At 41.2% G+C, this 22,353-nt stretch carries 13 protein-coding genes; 10 read left to right on the top strand and 3 right to left on the bottom strand.

Annotated elements, in window-relative coordinates; genetic code table 11:
• Positions 1-77: 77 nt before the first annotated feature.
• Positions 78-470 (bottom strand): hypothetical protein, encoded by a 393-nt coding sequence (locus tag AS141_RS14865; protein WP_139235858.1) that lies wholly within the window; start codon positions 468-470, stop codon positions 78-80.
• Between the two features lie 216 nt (positions 471-686).
• Here AS141_RS14865 and AS141_RS14860 point away from each other — a divergent pair, with 216 nt between their 5' ends.
• The 9 genes from AS141_RS14860 to AS141_RS14820 all read left to right on the top strand — a co-directional run bounded on the left by AS141_RS14860 (position 687) and on the right by AS141_RS14820 (position 14,150).
• On the top strand, positions 687-1,103 hold the full coding sequence (locus AS141_RS14860; RefSeq protein ID WP_157243482.1) for an HYC_CC_PP family protein: 417 nt from the start codon (positions 687-689) through the stop codon (positions 1,101-1,103).
• 100 nt (positions 1,104-1,203) lie between these two features.
• On the top strand, positions 1,204-5,022 hold the full coding sequence (locus AS141_RS14855; RefSeq protein ID WP_057938470.1) for an efflux RND transporter permease subunit: 3,819 nt from the start codon (positions 1,204-1,206) through the stop codon (positions 5,020-5,022).
• 2 nt (positions 5,023-5,024) lie between these two features.
• Positions 5,025-6,254, top strand: a complete 1,230-nt coding sequence (locus tag AS141_RS14850) for a TolC family protein (protein WP_087149425.1) — start codon at positions 5,025-5,027, stop codon at positions 6,252-6,254.
• Between the two features lie 2 nt (positions 6,255-6,256).
• The gene (locus AS141_RS14845; RefSeq protein WP_057938468.1) at positions 6,257-6,715 is read left to right on the top strand and encodes a DUF305 domain-containing protein; all 459 of its coding nucleotides are present in this window, start codon (positions 6,257-6,259) and stop codon (positions 6,713-6,715) included.
• 6 nt (positions 6,716-6,721) lie between these two features.
• Entirely contained in the window at positions 6,722-9,118 is a 2,397-nt protein-coding gene (locus tag AS141_RS14840) for a multicopper oxidase domain-containing protein (protein WP_082632307.1), read from the top strand.
• Between the two features lie 30 nt (positions 9,119-9,148).
• Complete coding sequence (locus AS141_RS14835) at positions 9,149-11,188, top strand: copper-translocating P-type ATPase (RefSeq protein ID WP_082632306.1); 2,040 nt, start codon at positions 9,149-9,151, stop codon at positions 11,186-11,188.
• 72 nt (positions 11,189-11,260) lie between these two features.
• The gene (locus AS141_RS14830) at positions 11,261-11,869 is read left to right on the top strand and encodes a DUF3347 domain-containing protein (RefSeq protein WP_057938467.1); all 609 of its coding nucleotides are present in this window, start codon (positions 11,261-11,263) and stop codon (positions 11,867-11,869) included.
• Entirely contained in the window at positions 11,866-12,312 is a 447-nt protein-coding gene (locus AS141_RS14825; protein WP_232424929.1) for a heme-binding domain-containing protein, read from the top strand. Before AS141_RS14830 ends, AS141_RS14825 begins: the two co-directional genes overlap by 4 nt.
• Positions 12,313-12,368: 56 nt before the next feature.
• Positions 12,369-14,150 (top strand): efflux RND transporter periplasmic adaptor subunit, encoded by a 1,782-nt coding sequence (locus tag AS141_RS14820; protein WP_057938466.1) that lies wholly within the window; start codon positions 12,369-12,371, stop codon positions 14,148-14,150.
• 649 nt (positions 14,151-14,799) lie between these two features.
• Here the strand turns inward: AS141_RS14820 and AS141_RS14815 are convergent.
• The gene (locus AS141_RS14815; protein WP_057938465.1) at positions 14,800-16,173 is read right to left on the bottom strand and encodes a Fic family protein; all 1,374 of its coding nucleotides are present in this window, start codon (positions 16,171-16,173) and stop codon (positions 14,800-14,802) included.
• A gap of 509 nt (positions 16,174-16,682) precedes the next feature.
• Here AS141_RS14815 and AS141_RS14810 point away from each other — a divergent pair.
• Positions 16,683-17,426, top strand: a complete 744-nt coding sequence (locus AS141_RS14810; RefSeq protein ID WP_057938464.1) for a Fic family protein — start codon at positions 16,683-16,685, stop codon at positions 17,424-17,426.
• 427 nt (positions 17,427-17,853) lie between these two features.
• Here AS141_RS14810 and AS141_RS14805 read toward each other — a convergent pair whose 3' ends face one another.
• A complete protein-coding gene (locus tag AS141_RS14805; protein ID WP_057938463.1) occupies positions 17,854-22,104 on the bottom strand; it encodes a T9SS type B sorting domain-containing protein in 4,251 nt (1,416 codons plus the stop codon).
• Positions 22,105-22,353 lie beyond the last annotated feature (249 nt).

Here is a 22,353-nt window from a genome sequence, read left to right as displayed (position 1 = left end):
AACCGCGCACAACAGACCTAATCAGTTTAGTGAAAAGAGCTGAACGAAAAGGGTAAATATGGTGTAAAGCGGGAAATTTAGCTCCGAGGAGGTTGAAAGAGTTCACCTAAAACTGGTGAAGTAAAAAGAAAGGTATAGTAAGTTTCTGGCTCTACTTTCTCATTAAAAGTCCGGACTACAGAAAAATCATTTATTGAAGAGAAATAGATGGGAGCGTGTGAACAGGTATGATTGCCATGAAAAGGTAAATTTTCATGACTTTCTTCATCATGGCTGGTATTGTTTGATCCATGATCAATATAATCTTCTACTACGAATTCAAATACGGAGTCGTCATGCAAAACTTTATGCTCTCCAAAATGTGAAAGCAAAAACGGGATTTTCTGAATCTGACAACATAGATCGAAATTCATCGATAGCATCCCCAAAAGGAGCAAAGCAATAAAAGATCTGTTTCTTATCAGTTTCATATTCTGCAAATCTATGAAATAAAGTAGTGCAAGGCTATTGCACAAAATCGCTAATCCCAGATTCAATTGATGAGGTATAGCTACGACCCAATCTGAGCAAGGGAGGAATTTTTTTTGTCTTTTTTTATAAGCGGTAACCTTATCTGGATTATTACGTGTTTTAGAATTCAATTGGATTTATTTTCATTCTCATGTGAAAAGCCTATAATTGTAATAGTGAAGAAATCATTTTCCATAGTTTTAGCATTCTTACTTCTTTTCGCAAACATTGGTTTGGCGAAGAGCAGCCATATATGCATGGGATCTGAGATGTTAAATGCAATTGGCCTTTCAGCAAAAAATTTGGATTGCGGAATGAAACATCAATCGGAATCTCCTTCGAGTGATCAAGGAGATTTAAGCAATGCTGATGAATGCTGCCAAAATAGTTTTGAACTCATTCACAATGACAGTGATCAGAATCTTAAAGTAATAAACCTCGACGCTGCACAAGTTATTTTTGTAGCAGCTTTCACACAAACATTCATTTTTGGAATAGATTCAGTTCCTACAACTGAATATTCCAACGTATTTATATCTCCCCCTGCGATTGATAAGAACTATACTGTTCTTTTTCAATCTTTCTTGATTTAATCCGGATAGGTAAACTTAGGTCTTACAGACCGTCTTTTTCCATAAGCTCAATTGCTTGTAGCAAAGTTTATCCAGTATTCCATTTTCTTAGGATTATTTCATGCTTAACTCAATTATCAAGTATTTTCTTGAAAACAAATTAGTTACAGTTCTTTTGCTTATCGCTTTGATAGCTTGGGGAATTGTGACAGCTCCCTTCGGTTGGAAAGTAGGTTCGCTTCCATCAGATCCTGTCCCCGTTGATGCCATTCCTGACATTGGCGAAAACCAACAAATTGTTTTCACCCAATGGCCAGGTAGATCTCCACAGGATATTGAGGATCAAATCTCCTACCCACTTACTACCTATCTATTAGGAATTCCTGGAGTAAAGTCCATCCGTAGCTCTTCTATTTTCGGCTTTTCCAGCATATACATCATCTTCAATGAAGACACAGAATTCTATTGGTCTAGATCAAGAATCCTGGAAAAACTCAGTTCATTACCTGCAGGATTGCTTCCAGAGGCAGTTCAGCCGGGACTGGGTCCTGACGCCACTGCTTTAGGCCAGGTATATTGGTACACACTGGAAGGAAGAGATGAGCAAGGCAATCCGACCGGAGGATGGGATCTTCACGAGATAAGGACTGTTCAGGACTTCTTTGTTAAGTATGGCTTAAACGCCGTGGAAGGCGTTTCGGAAGTGGCTTCAATCGGTGGATTTGTACAGGAATATCAGGTAGATGTAAATCCCGACGCGCTTAAAGCCTATAATATTCCCTTGATGAAAGTCATGGAGGCAGTTAAGCAATCCAATAGGGACGTAGGTGCCAAAACCATAGAAATCAACCAAGCAGAATATTTAGTGCGAGGTTTGGGCTATATCAAAAAGGTAGAGGACTTAGAAGAGGCGGTGGTTGCCGTGGAACAAAACGTTCCGATCCGGATAAAAGACATTGGCGTGGTAAGCCTAGGACCAGCCAACAGAAGAGGACTTTTAGATAAAGACGGAGCTGAGGTAGTCGGCGGTGTAGTAGTCGCGCGATACGGCTCTAATCCTCTTCAGGTCATCAACAATCTGAAAGAGAAAATCACAGAAATAGCTCCTGGCCTCCCAAAAAAGACCTTAGCCGATGGTCGTATTAGCCAGTTGACCATTGTTCCATTTTACGATAGATCTACACTGATTCAGGAAACCCTAGGCACCTTGGAGGAGGCGCTTTCTTTGGAGATTCTGATTACTATTCTGGTTGTGATTGTGATGGTCTATAACCTGCGAGCATCTATTCTGATTTCAAGCTTATTACCAATTGCAATTCTGATGGTTTTTATAGCGATGCGCTATTTTGGGGTAGATGCAAATATTGTAGCTCTTTCTGGAATAGCTATCGCCATCGGTACGATGGTGGATTTGGGGATAATCCTTTCAGAAAACATTATCAAGCACATCGATGAAGCTCCTCCAGAGCAGAAGTTGGTCACGACCATTTACAAAGGATCATCAGAAGTAGCCACTGCAATCCTTACCGCTGTGTCCACCACTATTGTGAGTTTTATTCCGGTTTTCACAATGGAGGCTGCCGAGGGGAAATTATTTGGACCTTTAGCCTATACCAAGACTTTTGCACTTATAGCAGCATTGATCGTATCCTTGTTTATTCTGCCAATGTTGGCTCATGTGTTCTTTGGTTTCAAAATCAAAAATCAGCGATATAAGCTTCTAGGAAATGGATTATTACTAATTCTAGGAGTAGGCGCACTGATTTACGGCTACACTTGGGCAGGAATTATTTTGTTACTATTTGGCATTATTTCCTTCGCCAAATTCTATGTAGAGAAAGAGTCTATAGAAATCCCAAAGCGCATACGCCCTATTTATAACCAACTTGAAATTATTCTGGCAATAGGTGGTGTGGTTTGGTTATTAGCGACGTATTGGTTGCCACTTGGTGCTTCACGTTCTCTATTCTCCAATGTCTTGTTCGTCGCCATTCTAGTGAGTTTGATATTGGGGGCATTCACCCTTTTGGAAAACAATTACAAACGTGTATTAACCTGGTGCCTGGATCACAAAGCAATCTTCCTGACTATACCGGCAGTCTTGATTCTCTTTGGAGCTACGGTTTGGCTTGGGTTTAATACCACTTTTGGATTAATCCCAAAGACCACCAATCTGGTTGGCTGGGATATTCAATCCAGTAAGCCTTGGTCTAGTCTAACGCATACTTTCCCAGGTATGCAAAAGGAATTTATGCCTTCCCTGAATGAAGGTAGCTTCCTGCTGATGCCAACCGCCATGCCGCATTCCGGCATTGCTTATAACAGAAAAATCATCGGCCAACTGGATATGCTGCTGACCAATATTCCTGAAGTAGATCTCACGGTCGGAAAACTTGGTAGAGCTGAATCAGCTTTGGATCCGGCACCGATCTCTATGTATGAGAATATCATTAATTATAAACCAGAATATCTTCTCAATGCAAAGGGCCATAAACAGCGGTTTAAAACTGACAAGGAAGACCGATTCATTTTTTCCACGGGAGATACCCTTTACAACCAAGATGCAATCGCACAAAATAAGCCTGCCAAAAACTTAATTCCTGACGAGGAAGGCATGTATTTCCGAAACTGGCGGGAACACATCAAATCTCCAGATGATATATGGAAAGAAATCATCGCAGTTACCAAAATACCGGGAATCACTTCCGCTCCTAAATTACAACCGATAGAAACCAGATTGGTCATGCTCCAAACAGGTATGCGAGCACCAATGGGTATTAAAGTATATGGGCCTGATCTACAGACTATAGAGGACTTTGGTATTCAACTGGAAAACATCCTGAAGCAAGTTCCATCAGTCAAAGAGGAAGCAGTTTTCGCAGATAGAATCGTGGGAAAACCTTATCTGCATCTAAATATCAACCGAGAAAAAATAGCGCGATTTGGACTGACGATAGAAAATGTGCAGCAAACTATAGAAACGGCTATTGGTGGCATGAACATAACCACTACAGTAGAAGGCAGAGAGCGTTTTCCTGTGCGTGTTCGCTATCCAAGAGAATTGCGCGATGACCCTGAAAGTTTGGCTAAGATCTTTGTTCCAACTCCTACCGGAGCTCAAATCCCTTTAGGGCAACTCGTGGATTTTGAGTACAAACGTGGCCCTCAAGCCATCAAAAGCGAGGAGACTTTCTTGGTCGGTTATGTGCTTTTTGACAAAAGAGACGGGGATTCTGAGGTGACTGTGGTTGAAGATGCACGACAGTTGATCCAAAGCAAAATTGATTCAGGGGAGCTGGATGTGCCCGCAGGAATCACCTACAAGTTTTCTGGTAGCTATGAAAATCAGGTTCGTGCTGAGAAACGGCTGAGTATCATCGTTCCGGCAGTATTGGCTATTATCTTTTTGATTCTGTATTTCCAATTCAAATCAGTCACTACTTCCCTGATGGTATTCACTGGAATAGCCATGGCATTCAGTGGTGCATTTATCACACTTTGGTTTTATGGACAAGGATGGTTTGCTGATTTTGATCTCTTCGGTACCAATATGCGAGACCTGTTCCAAGTTCACCAGATCAATCTAAGTGTAGCAGTCTGGGTGGGATTCATTGCACTATTTGGTATTGCCACTGATGATGGAGTGTTAATGGCCACATATCTGGATCAAAGTTTTGAACGAAATAAAACTGATACTCCACAAGGAATACGAATGGCTATTGTGGAAGCTGGTCAGCGAAGAATCAAGCCCGCCGTGATGACTTCAGCTACCACAATCATTGCATTGCTTCCGATTTTAACCTCTTCTGGAAGGGGATCGGACATCATGATTCCTATGGCTATTCCAGCCTTTGGAGGAATGATCGTAGCGGCTATCACCTACTTTATTGTACCAGTTCTTTACTCCATTCGAGAAGAACGAAAACTTAAAAAAAGCTGAAAATGAGAACTTTCACACTTTCCTTTCTTTTGCTCCTGGGGATGAGTTTCTCAGCTGCTTCGCAAAGCTTAGAAGACTATTTTCTAGTGGCCGCCGAAAACAATCCAGGGCTTCAGGCTAAATACAAAGCATTTGAAGCTGCCATGGAAAAAATCCCACAGGTTGGATCACTACAGGACCCCACTTTATCTTTTGGCTATTTTCTTTCTCCTGTAGAGACTCGTGTTGGACCCCAAAAAGCAAGATTTTCATTGACACAAATGTTCCCTTGGTTTGGCAGCTTACGTGCACAAGAAGATGTAGCTGCATTGATGGCTGAAGCGAAATACCAAGAATTTCTAGATGCTAAAAATCAATTATACAGTCAATTGGCTGCGGTGTATTTCCCACTGCAAGAATCTCATGAGTTAATAGCCCTAGAGGAAGAGAATCTAAGAATTCTTCGCACCTATTATATTCTGGCTACTTCCAAATTTGAAAACGGCCAAGGGAGTCTAGCCGATGCACTACGGGTGGATATTATGATTCAAACTTCAGAAACAAATTTGGAGGTTCTTCATAAGAAAATTCAATCTACCAACTCCTGGTTCAACTCACTGCTTTCTAGACCACATGACAGCGAAGTACCTATAAGTGAAGGGCTAATTATTACAGCACAGGATCGAATGATTCTTCCTGATTCTATCCAGTCCAATCCAATGCTGGAAAGTCTGGATTTGAAAATTCAGGCAAGCGAGGCAAATGAGCGTGTAGCCCAAAAACAAGGAATGCCCAAGTTAGGTGCAGGTTTGGACTATGTACTTGTGGGCGAGCGAGAGGATATGGTAATCGCTGACAATGGCAAAAATGTACTCATGCCTATGGTGACAATGAGTCTTCCCATTTTCCGTGGAAAATACAAAGGGGCCCAAAAAGAAGCTCAGCTGATGCAGGAATCCTATTCACTGGAAAAAGAGGAGCTTACCAATAGGCTATACGGGTCTTATTACCGCTACTCCTTTGATATGAAGATACAAGATGATTTGCTCCTCCTCTATGACAGACAAATCAAAACCACCGAACAGACCTTGGACTTGCTGTACAATTCCTATAGCAATTCAGGGAGGGATTTTGAGGAGGTTTTGAGAATCCAGCAGCAATTACTCGAATTCCAAAAAATGAAATTAAAAGCCATGGTGACTTACAAGTCTTCCCTGGCACAAATCAATTATCTAACCGCTAAAACCTACTAATTATGAAAAGCAAAAGCTATGTAAAATTCGCAGCAATGATGGCCGTTTCATTCGTCATTATGTACGCAGTCATGTTTTTGAATGCAGATCTGTTCGAGCATGTGATGCTCAGTACAACTAGAACCTACATGACTATTCTGATGGTGGCGCCCATGGCCATCTCTATGATACTATTTATGTGGGGAATGTACGAAAACAAAAAAGCCAATTACATCATCCTAGTGAGTGCTGCGATAATTTTTGTAGGCACACTGACCATGCTTAGAAATCAGACTTTGATTGCTGATGTGCAATGGATGAAAGCAATGATCCCACATCACTCTTCTGCAATCATGGTGAGTCAGAAAGCCAACCTTAAAGACCCGGAAGCACAAAAACTGGCGCAAGACATAATTGAAGCTCAGAAGCGGGAAATAGCCCAGATGCAGGATATGATCAAAAGACTGGAGGCTAAAAAGTAATTAGACATGATAAAGCTAAACCAATTACCTCATCTAATCACATGGCTTTCCCTTATGGTTGTAACCATGGCGACTGGTTATTCCCAAGCGATACCGACGGATACTTCGACCTACACACTTACTTTAAAGCAAGCAATGGTCTCGAAGACTGGAAAGCCTGTCGCTGCAATGACGATAAATGATGGAATTCCCGGGCCAACTCTGCGATTTAAAGAAGGAGGCTATGCTGTAATCTATGTCAAGAATGAAATGGACGAAGAGACTTCTGTGCATTGGCATGGCATCTTATTGCCAAATTTCTTCGATGGAGTACCCTATTTGACAACACCCCCCATCAAGCCGGGTGAAACTCAGAAATATGAGTTCCCACTGAAACAAGCTGGCACCTATTGGTATCATTCCCATACCATGCTCCAGGAACAAAGTGGAGTGTATGGTTCTATTGTGATTGAACCTAAGGAGGAAACATTATCCTATGATTCAGAATTAGTGATTGTTCTTTCTGATTGGACTAATCAAAAACCCCAAAACGTATTACGGAATCTCAAGCGCGGTAACGAATGGTACAATATCAAAAAAGGAACTGCAACTCCTTTGAATCAGGTGATTAGTCGAGGCGGATTTGGTGCCCAGCTTAATTTTTGGAAACAACGAATGGAAAGTGCGGATATCGCAGATATCTATTACAATGCATTCTTGAATAATGGGGAAACCACTACTGAATATCCAGATTTTAGCCCTGGAGAAAAAGTGCGTGTGCGTTTCATCAATGGTTCAGCTTCCTCTCAGTTCTGGCTGACTTTCGGAGGTAAGGATCCATTACTTGTCTCAGCCGATGGCCTGGACGTGGTGCCTATCGCTCACAATAAAACTTTTATCGCTATAGCAGAAACCTATGATTTTATAGTTACGATCCCACAGCAGGGCAAATTGGAAATCCGTGCTACTGTGCAAGATGGTTCTGGACAAACTTCCACCTTCTTAGGAAAGGGAGATATTATTTCTGCTCCTGATGTTCCCCGACCCGATAAAATAGATATGATGATGAAAATGGCGAAAATGGACATGAAAATGGGTGCTCCTGCTATGAAATTTAAGCCATCTGAGGAGGATCCCAAAGAAATGATGGACAAGTGGGGAATGCAGATGGGTGATGAAATGAATATGGGTGAAATGGATCATTCAAAAATGAATTCCACAGACATGGGCACGGATCATTCCCAAATGATGGACAAGAAAAATCGCACTGATTCTACTAGTAAACCTTCTACGAAAAGCATGGATCATTCCAAAATGAACCACGACGAGTCAATGGACAAATCCATGGAAATGAAAGGCAAGATGGACATGGGAGCAACTATGGACAAAATGCCTGGCATGGACATGTTTGCTGAGTACAATTATAACTACCTCAAGTCCCCTGAGAAGACCAGCTTTCCTACCGACGAACCTGTCAATGAAGTTCTGCTGAATCTTACCGGGAATATGTGGAGATACATTTGGAGTATGAATGGAGTGCCATTGGCTGAAGCTGACAAGATCAAGATCGAAAGTGGAAAAGTGACTCGAATTACATTAAATAATCTTACGATGATGCATCATCCCATGCACTTACACGGGCATTTCTTCCGGGTAATCAATGATAAAGGAGAATATTCGCCGCTAAAGCATACCGTGAATGTACCTCCAATGCAAAAGATCACGATAGAATTTGAAGGGACTGAGGAAGGTGATTGGTTTTTCCATTGTCATGTCCTCTATCACATGATGGGTGGTATGGCACGAGTGTTCTCTTATGACACCCCACGTGATCCAAGATTGAAAGGCTTTCCTTTGAAAAAACTCCTCCATGAAACAGACGGTCTATTTAATTGGGGGACGGCAGAAGTTTCTTCTCAAATGCTCGGACTGAACCTGATGTCATCCAATATCAGAAATCAACTGAACCTGAACTTAGAGTATGGGTATAACCAGAATTTTGAGGCAGAAGTAAGTTATGAGAGGTACTTGTACGATTATTTCAGAGTCTTTGCCGGGGTAAATATGGAAAATGAGATAGAGGAGAGTTTGGATGAAATCAGCACTACGGCCGTAGTCGGTATTCGATTTCTAACTCCATACCTATTCAATCTGGATGTAAGAATGGACAGTAAGCTGAGACCAGAATTCCGGATAAGCAGAGAGATAATGGTCTTTCCTCGCACCACCATCTTCGCAAATTATGAATATCAAATGGATTTTGGGTGGACAGATACCCTTCCTGAATCCGGAGAAAACTCCAATTATAAGGGAGAAACTACCTGGTCTGCCGGAGCTAGCTATATCCTTTCCAGAAATTTCTCATTGATGGGACTTTATGATAACCGTTTCGGTGCTGGTGGGGGCTTAACTGTCAGATTTTAAGCATTCAATTAAAACTAAAAGAGCTACACTATGGATCATTCACATCACAGCAGTACGCAACATGCCTCTCCCAAAAAGGGAAAGCATGAAATGAAAGGAATGGAAGGCCATGATCATAGCATGCATCATATGCATATGATCGAAGATTTCAAAAAGCGGTTCTGGATTTCACTGGTGATCACCTTACCAATTGTAGTCTTAGCACCAATGATCCAAGGACTCTTGGGTTATGAATTTACATTCGAAGGCGATCGGTATTTACAGTTTGTGCTCTCCTCACTAGTCTTCTTTTACGGTGGCTGGCCTTTCTTAAAGGGAATGGTGGGTGAATTGAAAAATAAGAAACCAGGCATGATGACTTTGATTGCTCTGGCCATTTCAGTAGCCTATTTCTATAGCTCAGCTGTGGTATTTGGCTTAACTGGAAAGATGTTTTTCTGGGAGTTGGTCAGTTTAATTGACATCATGCTACTAGGCCACTGGATAGAAATGAAGTCCGTAATGGGTGCATCCAATGCCCTACAGGAGCTGGCTAAGATGATGCCCTCCGAAGCAAGGAGAATTAAGGAAAATGGAGAATCCGAAGATGTACCAATTGCAGAGCTAAAGTCTGGAGACACCATTCTGGTGAGGCCTGGAGAGAAAATTCCAGCTGATGGACAGGTTCTCGAAGGAAATAGTCATGTAAATGAATCCATGCTTACCGGGGAATCCAAACCAGTATCAAAACAAAAAGACGATGAGGTGATTGGTGGGTCAGTCAACGACAACGGTGCACTGAAAATCAAGGTGAAGCACACCGGTGAAGACTCCTATTTGTCCAAAGTAATCGGATTGGTGACAGAAGCACAGAAAACTAAGTCTAACACTCAAAATCTGGCTGACAAGGCAGCAGGCTGGTTGTTTTACATCGCTTTGGCAGCAGGGATTATCACCTTGGTGGTCTGGCTAAGCTTAGGCAAAGATTTCAACTATGCGCTGGAGCGAATGGTAACGGTCATGATTATCTCCTGTCCCCACGCACTGGGATTGGCGGTACCATTAGTGGTCGCGATTTCTACATCAGTTTCGGCCAAGCATGGCTTATTGATTCGAAACAGGACAGCTTTTGAAAACTCTAGAAAACTGACCACCATCATATTTGATAAGACTGGAACCTTGACAAAGGGGGAATTTGGAGTGACTCGATTCAAAAGTGTAAATGTAGAAACTGACGATCAAGAATTACTTGCCATCGCAGCTGCTCTTGAAAATAATTCTGAGCATCCTATAGCTGCTGGAATAGTTAGGAAATCCAAAGAACTAGATCTGAAACTTGACAAGGCAGAAAACTTCCAGAATATCACTGGAATGGGTATAGAAGCTAATCTCAATGAAAAAGAAATCAGCATTTTAAGCCCTGGAGGATTAAAACAAAAAGGAATCGAACAACCAGAAGGAGCTTTTAAAACAGAAGACGAAACTGTGGTTTTTGTTCTTTCGGATGAAAAACTAATCGGCTTCATCGCATTGGCAGATGAAATTCGAGAGGAATCCAATGAGGCAATAGATACCCTCAAAAAGCAAGGGATAAAAGTTCTTATGGCAACAGGGGACAATGAAATAGTTGCAAAGGCTGTAAGTGAAACACTCGGGCTGGACGGCTATTATTCTGAAGTAATGCCAGAAGACAAGCAGAAGATAATCAAAGAATTACAAGGGAAAGGTGAATTCGTCGCAATGACGGGGGATGGAGTGAATGATGCACCTGCTTTGGCTCAGGCAGATGTGGGAATCGCAGTGGGCTCAGGAACTGACGTTGCTGCTGAAACTGCCGATATCATTTTGGTCAATAGTAATCCAAAAGATATTGCCAATTTAATCCTTTTCGGGACGGCCACTTACAGAAAAATGATGCAGAATATCTGGTGGGCGGCAGGCTACAATATCGTGGCAGTACCTCTGGCTGCAGGAGTATTAGCAGGTGTAGGAATTATTCTTAGCCCTGCAATCGGTGCAGCTTTGATGAGCCTCAGTACTGTGATCGTAGCACTTAACGCACAATTCTTAAAAAGACAAATTAAATCCTAAATAAACGTGCTTTACTTATAATTCCCTGTGAGCAACTAAATCAATTAAGTAACCAATTTAAAATTCAAAATTATGAAAACTCAAAAATCAATTTTATCGCTGGCACTCATTGCCGGACTGGCAATTTCCCTTATCGCCTGTGGAGAGAAAAAACTAGATGACCACGCTGAAGGATCAGAAGAACATGACCATGAGGCTATGTCTGAAACTATGGAAAATATGGATCAAGAAATGACCATGGCCGGAACTGCTTCTAAAACAGAACTTATTAACGAATACTTGGAAATTAAGAAAGCTCTAAGTGCCAACAACAAAGAGGATGCTGCCAAAGCAGCCTCCAAACTTGCTGAAAATGCCAAAACGATCTCTTTCGATCAGGTATCTACTGATAATAAAACAACTGTGAATGAAATTCTTGAAGTTATTCAAGAACACAGCGAACACATTGCTAAAAGTGAAATGGATCATCAGATTGAACATTTTCAGGCCATGGGTAAGGATTTTGAAGATCTACTGGCCATTGTAGGTTCGGACAGAAAACTTTATGAGCAATACTGCCCAATGTACAATAATAATGAGGGAGGTATGTGGCTGAGTGATTCAGAAGAAATTGTTAATCCTTTGTTCGCTGGAAAGATGCAAACCTGTGGTTCTGTTAAAAAAGTAATTGACGTCGGGTGAAAAAGGCAATCTGGGTTTCCTTGTTTATACTCATAATTGTATTGGTGGGAATTCAATTCATTCCCACCAACCACAATCCAAACATACCTGCAGGCCCCGATGACTTTCTGATTCTCAATAATACCCCAGTCCAGATAGGAAAGATGCTTAAAACATCGTGCTACAACTGTCATAGTGAACAGATCAACTACCCTTGGTACAGTAATTTTCAGCCAGCAGGCTGGCTATTAGATAAGCATATCCGAGAGGGAATGGCAGAGTTAAATTTCTCAGAATTTGGTAGTCTATCTAGGCGGATGAAAAAGATGAAATTGGAAAGTATGATGAAACAAATTGAGCAAGAAAAAATGCCTATCCCTTCTTATACACTGATTCACAGAGATGCAATATTGTCTGATTCTGAACGGAAGGAGCTTACAACTTATTTAAAAACTCTGAATTAACCCTAAAATCTACATATGGAGAGGCCTCTTGGATAGATTAAAAATAGATCGCAAAAATGAAAAATATACTCAATAACAAGCTTGTAATGCTTGTCACCATATTGGTGGTAGGAATAGCTGTAGGCTGGCTGACTAAACCAGATACAGCTCCGAACATGGAAGTGGATGAACATGATCATGTAGAATCGATTGCAGGAATCCCTATTACGTACACATGCTCCATGCATCCTCAGATAAGACAAAACGAGCCTGGTGATTGCCCTATCTGTGGAATGGATTTAATCCCTCTGGAAAATGAAAATGTAGAAGCTGACCCCATGGCTATCACTATGTCTCCTACTGCTATGCAATTGGCAGGAGTCCAATCATTGGTCGTTGGCAATTCTTCAAGTGATAAGTCCATAAGACTTAATGGAAAAATCCAAGCTGATGAACGCCAAAACTATACCCAGTCAGCCCATATTTCTGGGAGAATAGAAAATCTGACAGTCAACTTTACAGGAGAGTATGTTAAAAAAGGTCAAACTTTAGGACAACTCTATTCTCCGGAATTGGCTACAGCTCAAGAGGAATTGTTTCAGGCTCAGAAAATTAAGGATTCTCAGCCTGCACTTTTCGCTGCTGCAAAATCAAAACTGAAAAACTGGAAATTAACAGATGGTCAAATTGATCAAATTCTGGCAACAGGAAAAGTAACTGAACAGGTACCAATTTTAGCTAATGTTTCTGGATACGTGACTGAGAAAATGGTGAATCTGGGTGATTATGTAAACCGTGGAGAGCCTATCTATCAGATCGCTGATCTCAGCAAAGTTTGGGTGCTGTTTGATGTTTATGAGTCAGAATTACAATGGATTAATAAAGGTGATGAGATTGAATTTACTGTGCAGTCACTTCCAGGAGAGACTTTTACAGGAAAGGTTAGCTACATAGACCCCATGGTCAATCCTCAGACAAGAGTTGCGAAAGCAAGGCTGGAACTGAGCAATTCTAACCTGAAGTTCAAGCCCGAGATGTTTGTTTCAGGAAAAGTTGAGAGTGAAGGTTCCTCAAAGGATAATAGCATTGTGGTGCCAAAAACTGCGGTAATGTGGACTGGAACCCGTTCAGTAGTATACGTTAAGACAGCTACAAATCAGTCCGTAACCTTCCAGCTTAGAGAAGTAACTCTAGGCCCGGCTCTGGGGGATCATTATCAAATAGAATCGGGGTTGTTGCCAGGAGAAGAAATAGCAGTGAATGGCACATTCAGTATAGATGCCGCTGCGCAATTGGCAGGAAAACCAAGCATGATGAGTCCTGATGGAGGTGCAGCAATGTCTGGGCATAATCATGGCGGTATGGCAATGCCTGTTTCAAATACCTCAGCTACTGCAAGTCCCGAACTTATATCTCAAGATGCTAAAAATGAGTTGAAATCTCTTTTTGATAGCTATTTTGAGTTAAAAGATGCTTTGACCCAAGATAAGTTAACAACCTCTTTGATCTCCGCAAGGAAAATGAAATCGATCATTTCAAAAGTAAACATGAGCAAATTCAAAGGTGAATCCCATATGAGTTGGATGAAATATGAAAACAATCTTAAAACCCATCTTGATAAGTTTGTTGAGCAAAAATCACTTGATGAGGTGAGAAAAAACTTCCTTAATATTTCTGATGAAATGGTATCAATGGCAGAGAAATTCCATCCCTATCCTTCAAAAATATATGTTCAACATTGTCCTATGGCAGATAGTAATAGAGGCGCAGATTGGTTAAGTCTCCAGGATAAAGTAGTCAACCCATATTTCGGCCCTTCCATGCTCAGCTGTGGGGAAGTAATTAAAATAATCGACTAATTGCACGAATCCAACTTGTTAAAAATCAATTTTTATTCGTACGCCTCGTACACCTCGTACCCCTCGTACCGTACGAATTCTACGAGGCTAAATTGAGATTCTAAACCATTCAAATTATTTCAATCCTGAGACAACTCAAATACCTTCAAATTTGCAGGAAATTCAAAGGTTCATTTTCTAGTTTTGACCCTACCTAAAATAGGTTCGTTTTCTGATTTTACATCAAAAAGGAAAAAGATCATTCAAAAACCATAAACATTAAAAGTGCCTATACGGCGTATAAATGCACATTTTGAGAGGTTCGAAATGATTGAATTTAAATAAATTTAAAACTGTAAAAACAAAATGAACCTGTCCCAGGTTTTGTCCCAGTTTTATTATAAGTCACTGAAAATCAACAGAAGTTTGTAGCGCTGTTCCCGCTACTGAGCAATTAGTTGATCGTTTTACGGTCAACTTTTTGTGTTTTATAGGGTTTCTGATGCAGGTTGTGGATTCAAATCGGTTTCATTTGTTTCAAACTGTGCCCGGATTTGTCCCACTTTTTGTCCCCTTTCGCTTTTTTAAGGTTTTAGAGCTTTGTGAAACCAAGAATTAAGCAGTTTGGGGGAGTATTAATATGGTTTGCGTTTTTTTGATTTCATCTTAACTAGGAATCCCACCGCTTTTTCCAGGCAGAAAATTCGGAAGGTCTAATTCGATAGCGAACAAAATTTCCTTCATGTAACCCGAGTAATTCTGTTTCTACTACTTCGGCCAACCGGGATCGATCCGGTTCAGGCACTTTTTTGACTTCAGATTTTATTGTTTCGGATGCAGCTTCTTTTTCCATTGCATTGCTTACGATTTGGCTGACGATCCCGCGTAGTTCTTCTCGGTATTTTAAGCGGAAAGGATCCGGCTCCCCAAGAGATTGGCGAATTGCTGCATACCTTAAGGCTGACCGCTCATAGGCCCACAAAAAAACATCTTTGAATAACTCGATACGGTTTAATTCATAAATGCCGAGCATTCCTTTGATATAGCTTTCTTCCGGTACATCTATAAATGAAAGAGGGGCAAGGTTATGTCTGTTTAATGGAATATTGGCAGCCAATCTGGATACTCGCTTATTGACATCATCAAATGGTTGGAGATAAGGAAGCTGAACCAATACAAAAAAAGCTTGCTCAAATGGATTTTGGATTTGGCTTGCATTCGCCAGTATTAGGTCAAAAGATTCTTCGATGAGTTGTGGAATTCCCAACGGAGTAAATACCGAATTGGTGATTCCCACGCCAAATGTTCTAAGCCTGCCGGATGCAGCCGGATTTGGTAATAGGTTGTTTGAAAGCAGGGCATGTAGATTGAGAAAAGTATAGCGATTAAAGCCTACCTCATTAGACGATTCTACCAAAAATTCAATAGCTTCCTTGTGGTTGAGAATCATCTGCGTTTCCATTGGAGATTTATTCGAGGGGGTTTTTCCGTCATGGATTAACAGCTCTGTATCCAACAAGGAATAGGTGTTGCCTTCCAGTCTACTTGAATTCCAGGAAAGGTCGATCAACAAACGATTCAATATTTCTCTGGCATAGGTTCCAGCCGGTCGTTCCTCATTCCTTGTTTTTCCCCATTCTGCCAGTTTTTGTTTTTCTTCTTTGCTGAGATAGCCGTCGATGTTGGGACGGTAACTTTCCAAAAAATCCCGTTCGTAACCGACGGGGTTTCTTAGCACTTCAGGACGGGAGACCAAAGCCCAAACGTCTTTGCCTTCTGGTGAAAGAGGGATTGACATTGACGATTCGTTCTTCGTTTCGATTTTAGAAGGAAAAGCAGCTATATCCTTAATAAAATACCGAGTTGCATGCGATCCACCTTCAGTATAGATTAAATGGACTTCTTTAAGTTTCTTTAATCTTCTCTGCAGAGTTCGTTTTTCTATAGAAATAGGAAGCGCTTCATTTATCTGTTCGAGACTTGCTCCTTTGGGAAAAGACCGCAAAGCAAGCAAAATATTTTCAAGCGTATTCGGAATATTCATGATACTAAATCATTTTTGCGACAATAATAGCGATTTATTGTCGCAAAAGTAAGTTCGCGACAATAATTTGTCGTTAAAAGAAAAGATTGTCGTGAAAAAGCAATAGTAAAAATGGGAACAGTTAAGGCCTATAAAGTTGAACTACCGAGTTTAAATTCTGCACACATCGTGTGCACAAAGTGATAGATTAAATGTATGATAATGTCTTACATCTATACAAGATGGTTGAAACTGCAAAAAGAAAAAGGAGGCTATCAATATTCAATGCTTTGCCTATCACGAATGATAGGATTATATAGTGCTCATGATAGTTTAAAATTCGGTTTTCCTATCACACATGATAGGATTAAATTAATTACCTGCAAAAAACAGGTGCCGGTAGGTCTATAGCCTATATTGTAACTGCTTTTTACAAATTATTCGCGCCAGTTAACTCTGATGATTATTTCAACCTTGAACCCGATGATCGTGGAGCTTCCACAGGTTTTAATTATGAATTGGTTGATAGATTGCAAGTCATTGAAATCTTCACGGCCAAAGAACAAAAATTTCTTGAAAGCCTCAAAAAGGAATATCAAACCAATATTGCCAGCCTTCCCCCAACCCTTTACCTAAAAGAGCTTGAGCGACTGACAATCGAATTGAGCTGGAAATCATCACAAATTGAAGGTAACACTTATTCTCTACTGGAAACCGAACGGCTTTTTAAGGAAAAACAGGAGGCCGACAACAAAACAAAAGAAGAAGCCATAATGCTTCTTAACTATAAGGATGCCCTTACCTATTTAATGGACAATAATGACATTGGCAAAACAATAAATATTCGGTTTTTAGAAGAGATACATATCCTGTTAACCAAAGACCTGAACGTAAGCGGAAATATCCGCGCGCGAGCTGTCGGCATCACAGGAACAGCCTATAGACCTTTAGATAACAACCATCAAATTAGGGAAAGCCTTCAAACGATGTGTGATTTTATAAATGTCAAGGATAATGGCTTTGAGAAGGCCTTACTGGCTGTTGCCATTATTTCCTATATCCAGCCCTTAGAGGTTGGCAACAAACGTACCGGTCTTATGGTCAGCAACGCCCTCCTCATAGCTTACGATGCCTGCCCACTTTCATACCGTAGCGTTGACTCTTTGGATTATAAAAAGGCAATGCTTTTATTTTATGAGCAAAATAACCTTTCGGCCTTTAAACAAATATTTATCGAACAAAATGAGCTTGGGGTTAAAAACTACTTTCAGTAGGCAATTTATCAATAGAACAATATTCGATGTGGCTTCACAGATCAAGTTCTAAAACAACATGGCTCCCAGCAGTACCCTTAGAGATATCAGCATTTAATGGTAAGTCAAACCATCTAGAATTGGGTATGGGAGTTACTTCTTACTAAGATAGAAGTAAAGCTTTTGATTCGGAAACATTTGAAACAATCGATAAAGTGGTTTTTTCTGCTTTGATTCCACTAAGAATTGGCTATAGGTTTCAAAAGCCAGAAGGAGTTTTTTTTTTTTCGTGTGGGATATATTCTATTTACTGGCATTTATGAGTTAATTTTTGTCTCTCGATTTACTGTTATAAAAGTAAATCACAATCGTAATAGGTATTGCGGTGCTACTAGGGGAGGAGACAATTCGATCGCGATATACAGCAATCAGTTTGCTGAAATAAGCACTAGTCGAATACCATGATAGAAGTTCTAATAGCCCGTGTCAAGTTCAGCTGATAGCTTTTGACATGGATAATAGCGCCATAGCTTCCATTAGGTACCTTAGCTCCATTATAGGTTCCGTCCCATACACAGCTGGATTTGACTTCATTTCCAGGAGCTTTATCTTCACAATGGTATATCAATTGTCCCCATCGGTTGAATATCTTTAATTCAATTTCATCCACTAGGTTGTCAGGGTAGATTTCGAATAATCTATTCGGATCATTGAGCCAGATGGCATTTGGAAATCTCAATTCCGGCTCACATTTCTCCTCTACTTCAAACTCTGAAAAGAAGGAACATCCCAATATATCTTTAGCTTCCAATTGATAGTGACCAGCTTCTTGTGGAATAAAAACCGGGTCATAGCCCACCTCTTTGCCATTTAGCATCCAGCTTACTTCTATAAACCTCACTCCGGCTTCAATTTCCACTCGTTCATTTTTTTCCGGGCAATAGGAATATAAGCTGTTTAATACTGGGGGATCGGTGAAAGATTGACGTACCTCAAAATCTGCCCTGCCAATCAAGCAGCCCTCTGTATCGCTCAGGGTTACTTGGTAGTGCCCCTCTTCTGACACGATCAATTGTCGGTTATTTTCGAAAAGGGCCAGGTTTTCATATTCATCGGATCCCTTCTTGTACCAATGGATAGTTAATCCATCGGTGCTCTCTACCAAATCCACAGTCGTTGAGCTGTCATCGCTGCAGAAGGGGCGTAGGTCAATTTCAACTTCGTAAGGTTGGGTGATTTCTGCCTCAAAAGTTTTTACCGCAGGACAAAAACCAGAGTTCCCATTCGTCCCCCTGACAGAATAAGTTCCGGTTTGAACCAATGAAAAACTTCCGTCCGCACCACGTGTCACACTGCTACCGTCTGGAGCTGTTAGAGATAAACTAATGTCGGGACCTGTTTGCGGAAGCCACATGTATTCCGCGCAGGCTATTACAGTCCCGGGTATGTCAAATTGTACTTCGTCTTTGTCTTCTATGGTTACTAAACTTATTTGATAGCTATTTTCATCCCTGTCTAAAAGCTCCAAAGAATAAGTTCCTGCAGGTGCTTCAATAATCAATTGGGTTTGGGGAAGGAAGGTTGCTACCTGTTCAATTTCTCCTGTTTCCGAATCAGTGAGAATGTATGATCCACCCTGTTCTTGAGTCCAGGAAAGGGTAATCCATCCCTTTCCACTTCCACCCAATTCGCAGGAGGCTTCCTTAATGTTAAGAGAATAGTCCAAAAATCCCGGCGCAAAGGAGCCTCCGGAGATTTCCTTGGCATCATTGTCGGTAACCAATGATCCCTGCAAGTCGTTTCCCCCAGCTTGCGAGGATACCCAGACTAGTGTATTTGCCAAGTCCCATGTAGAAATGGAGTGTCTTACCTGAAAAGATTGCTCCTCCTGCGGATCCAGTTCTGGAATTTGCCAATTCCCGTTATAGAGCGATTCATTCACATACACATTAAAAAGAGCATTCTTTCCAGAGTTTTTGACAGTAATTGTGAAGACCACCTCTTCTCCTTCCTTAGTGAATTTTTCTACATTGGAAGTGATGGATAGTTCTATTTGCGGACGAAGGCTGCAGTCTTCGATGTAAAATGAAACTTCTTTTCTGGGACTTTCGCATTCTCCCTCTTTCAGTTGACTCACCCAAATAGAATACTGTTTTGGGGTGGACAAATCGATCATTGGAGCTCCGCTCATCGGACCAGTGCCTGGGTCATTGTCTTTATAATAGAATAGGGTATAGCCTGGTGTCGGTTCCAATACATAAGGAACTGAACTTTCCTCCATGCAATAGTTTAAGTTATCTGTTACAGGTTGCGGACTGGATGGAATTACAGTTAGTTCTAAAGGAATTCGCAATCCTGTACAGCTCCCTTGGGGGCCTTCAGAAACCCACACCTTCTCAGTGCCTACCATAGAGGTGTTGACATAGTAGTTAATCAGGGGAGTGCGCCCGGTTTCATCTGCAAAGAAGTATACTTCAAACCCTTCCTGAGAAGGGGCGATTAGATCGGCTAAGTCTGTTGGTGAATCTCTATGGCAGAATATTGGGATATTTCCTATGTTCAAATCTGTAAATAACTCAAAATCTGGGCAATGAATTGCTGCCCATTCTGCTTTTCCCGTGATAGGTATTTCAGTGGGGCCATAGATTGCGTTGCCTTCACAGGCTTCCTCCTTATATCCTTTGATAAATGGAATGCCTGAAAAGCGCTGCTTTGAAATGCTTCCAGTTCCAGAGATAGACCCATTTATAGAAAGCAATGACTCACAATTGTCATTGGCCAGGACAAAGCAATCTTCCGTGAATTTTAGGGTATATCTCAATGAGGTGATGATGTCATTGTAGGAGTCCGGAATTGGAATGTCCCCCATATCCCAGACAATGGAGCCAGCCACCCCTAGATCGGGATCGAACATGACTGTTCCGAAGGCATTTGGAATGATTTCCGCATCAACAAACAGCGCATTATAGGGCACTGGGATCACTAATTTGTTTTGCTCGGTTTCCTCCGTGCCCACATTTCTAATATCCACCTGAAAGGTAACCTCTTGCCCGGGCTTTATGGTAGAAGAGTCATCGGAAGGAGCACCATTGATACTTTCTATTTTGTTGTGAGCTTCGATACTTGGGGTGTAGCTGGACACGGAAAATGCAAAAAGATATAGGGCAAAAAGATCCTGATTGGTACCAAAGCGGAATTTCGCAGAAGATTGATTGTTGGCAATAAGAGAATTGTCAGGGTTGGGGACCTCCCATTTGAGGAGATCTATTCCCACGTTGTTTTTTAAGTTTGGGAATCTTTGATTTTCCACAAATTCCCCATTATTCATCCGGACTGGCGTGTAGATAGAAGAGTTGAAAAAGTTTTCCGTATTGTTTCCAGGGTGGCTCAGGCGGTTCCAATTGCCTTTCCGATCCAATATTTCCAAATAATCCCCTCCGATAATATTGTCACCTTCACTAGCCATAATTCCCAACTTCACACTTACTGGACCTTCCTCAACCGCTCCAAAGCCTTTGATTTCCAGTTCTCCGTTTTGTGCCAAGCCATTCAAGGCTTCGATGTATGTATATCCGTCAAAAATGGTAACATCCCTGAAGTTCATCTTGGAGTTTTGGTAAACTACTATAAGTCCCCAATTCCCAAACATCCCCGCCTCATCAGATAGCCCCTCAGTCAGAGCAAGGTCGGCTACCGTATAGGCCCCGGCACCATATTCTTTGACCAGATCGGTAACGTCAGCATAGCCGACATAGATGTCCTTGAGCTCCTGGTCTGGGAACAGAATAGCATTTCCCGAGGAGATGATCTCCTGATAATCGGCTGCTCCCGGGGGCTTGAATTTCAATTTCCTTTTGTCAAACTCTTGATTGTAATAGGCTGCGGGAGTATATGTACCCGAACTTTCCAATAAAACGGAATTGTTTCCGTTGATAAACTCATTATAATCGGGAGATAATGAGCGGATTAGGCCATAAAGAGTGACGTTCATTCCGTTACCGCTGAAATGTATAGGCTTAAAGGTTGCTGTGGCCATCCCATTTGATTCCTCAATCTGGAGATCTTCTACAGCGGTCCATCCGGATTGGTTAATGTCGTATTCTATGGTTTTGTCATTATTAAAACGGATGATGTAATAGTTTAGGCCATCCTTGGATACAATCTCATACTGCGGAACGGGTTTGTTTTCCGAGTCAAACATTACAGACATGTAGACATTGTAGGGAAGGTATTCCAATTCGTTTCCTGATCCGACAGTGTCTTTTTTGCCATCCAAGGTTACGGGGTCCAGAAACCCCTCTTTTTTCGTCAGCTCAAATGTCATTCCCGGTGTCTGCACTCTTCCGGACCAATAGAGACCTGCATAGACAATATCGGTGCAGTTTGGATCTGCGCCATTTTCGTCTGAAAACAAAAGGGTGGCAGAAGAGGAATTAAAGGTGCTGGGCACCTCATCAATGTCTACAAAAATCATCTCCTGCCCCGAATTGCCTATATCCTCAGAGTAATTCTTCAAGGTCATATTCGTGTTTCCGATAATGGTAAAGTCCCCCCGGATCCGAAAAATATTATTGGGGACGTCAGATGAGCCAATTCGGTGTCTGAATGGAACCCGGTAGTCATTTTGAGCTTTCAAATCCTGAAACAGTCCCAAAAAAACAAAAAGTAAATAGAGGGAAATTAGCTTTCCAGCATTCATATAACGGATCAATTGTAAACTATACTATGGAAAAACTAAATTTTTGTGGCTGAAAGTAATTCTATTATTTCTATTTCCTAGTTGATGGACATGGATTTATTTAATTGGCTGGGCGGGAGGTAAGGAGGAAGACCTAAAACACAAGACAAGGAACCAAAAGTATAAAGCAAAAATATCAAAAGGCTACTTACTTCACTTATCCTAAACCTACTTTTCTAACTTAAGGTAGTAGAAGGTATAACTTTACCG

The organism is Algoriphagus resistens, assembly GCF_001442615.1.
Taxonomy (GTDB): Bacteria; Bacteroidota; Bacteroidia; order Cytophagales; family Cyclobacteriaceae; genus Algoriphagus; species Algoriphagus resistens.
The sequence above is the reverse complement of the archived record's forward strand: the minus strand, read 5'-3'. Positions and strand labels throughout refer to the sequence as shown.

What these genes read in the sequence shown, in the direction of transcription:
- AS141_RS14830 (WP_057938467.1), top strand. Translation starts at nt 11,261, where the DNA reads ATGAAAACTCAAAAATCAATTTTATCGCTGGCACTCATTGCCGGACTG.
- AS141_RS14820 (WP_057938466.1), top strand. Translation starts at nt 12,369, where the DNA reads ATGAAAAATATACTCAATAACAAGCTTGTAATGCTTGTCACCATATTG.
- AS141_RS14835 (WP_082632306.1), top strand. Translation starts at nt 9,149, where the DNA reads ATGGATCATTCACATCACAGCAGTACGCAACATGCCTCTCCCAAAAAG.
- AS141_RS14865 (WP_139235858.1), bottom strand. Translation starts at nt 470, where the DNA reads ATGAAACTGATAAGAAACAGATCTTTTATTGCTTTGCTCCTTTTGGGG.
- AS141_RS14845 (WP_057938468.1), top strand. Translation starts at nt 6,257, where the DNA reads ATGAAAAGCAAAAGCTATGTAAAATTCGCAGCAATGATGGCCGTTTCA.
- AS141_RS14840 (WP_082632307.1), top strand. Translation starts at nt 6,722, where the DNA reads ATGATAAAGCTAAACCAATTACCTCATCTAATCACATGGCTTTCCCTT.
- AS141_RS14850 (WP_087149425.1), top strand. Translation starts at nt 5,025, where the DNA reads ATGAGAACTTTCACACTTTCCTTTCTTTTGCTCCTGGGGATGAGTTTC.
- AS141_RS14815 (WP_057938465.1), bottom strand. Translation starts at nt 16,173, where the DNA reads ATGAATATTCCGAATACGCTTGAAAATATTTTGCTTGCTTTGCGGTCT.
- AS141_RS14855 (WP_057938470.1), top strand. Translation starts at nt 1,204, where the DNA reads ATGCTTAACTCAATTATCAAGTATTTTCTTGAAAACAAATTAGTTACA.
- AS141_RS14805 (WP_057938463.1), bottom strand. Translation starts at nt 22,104, where the DNA reads ATGAATGCTGGAAAGCTAATTTCCCTCTATTTACTTTTTGTTTTTTTG.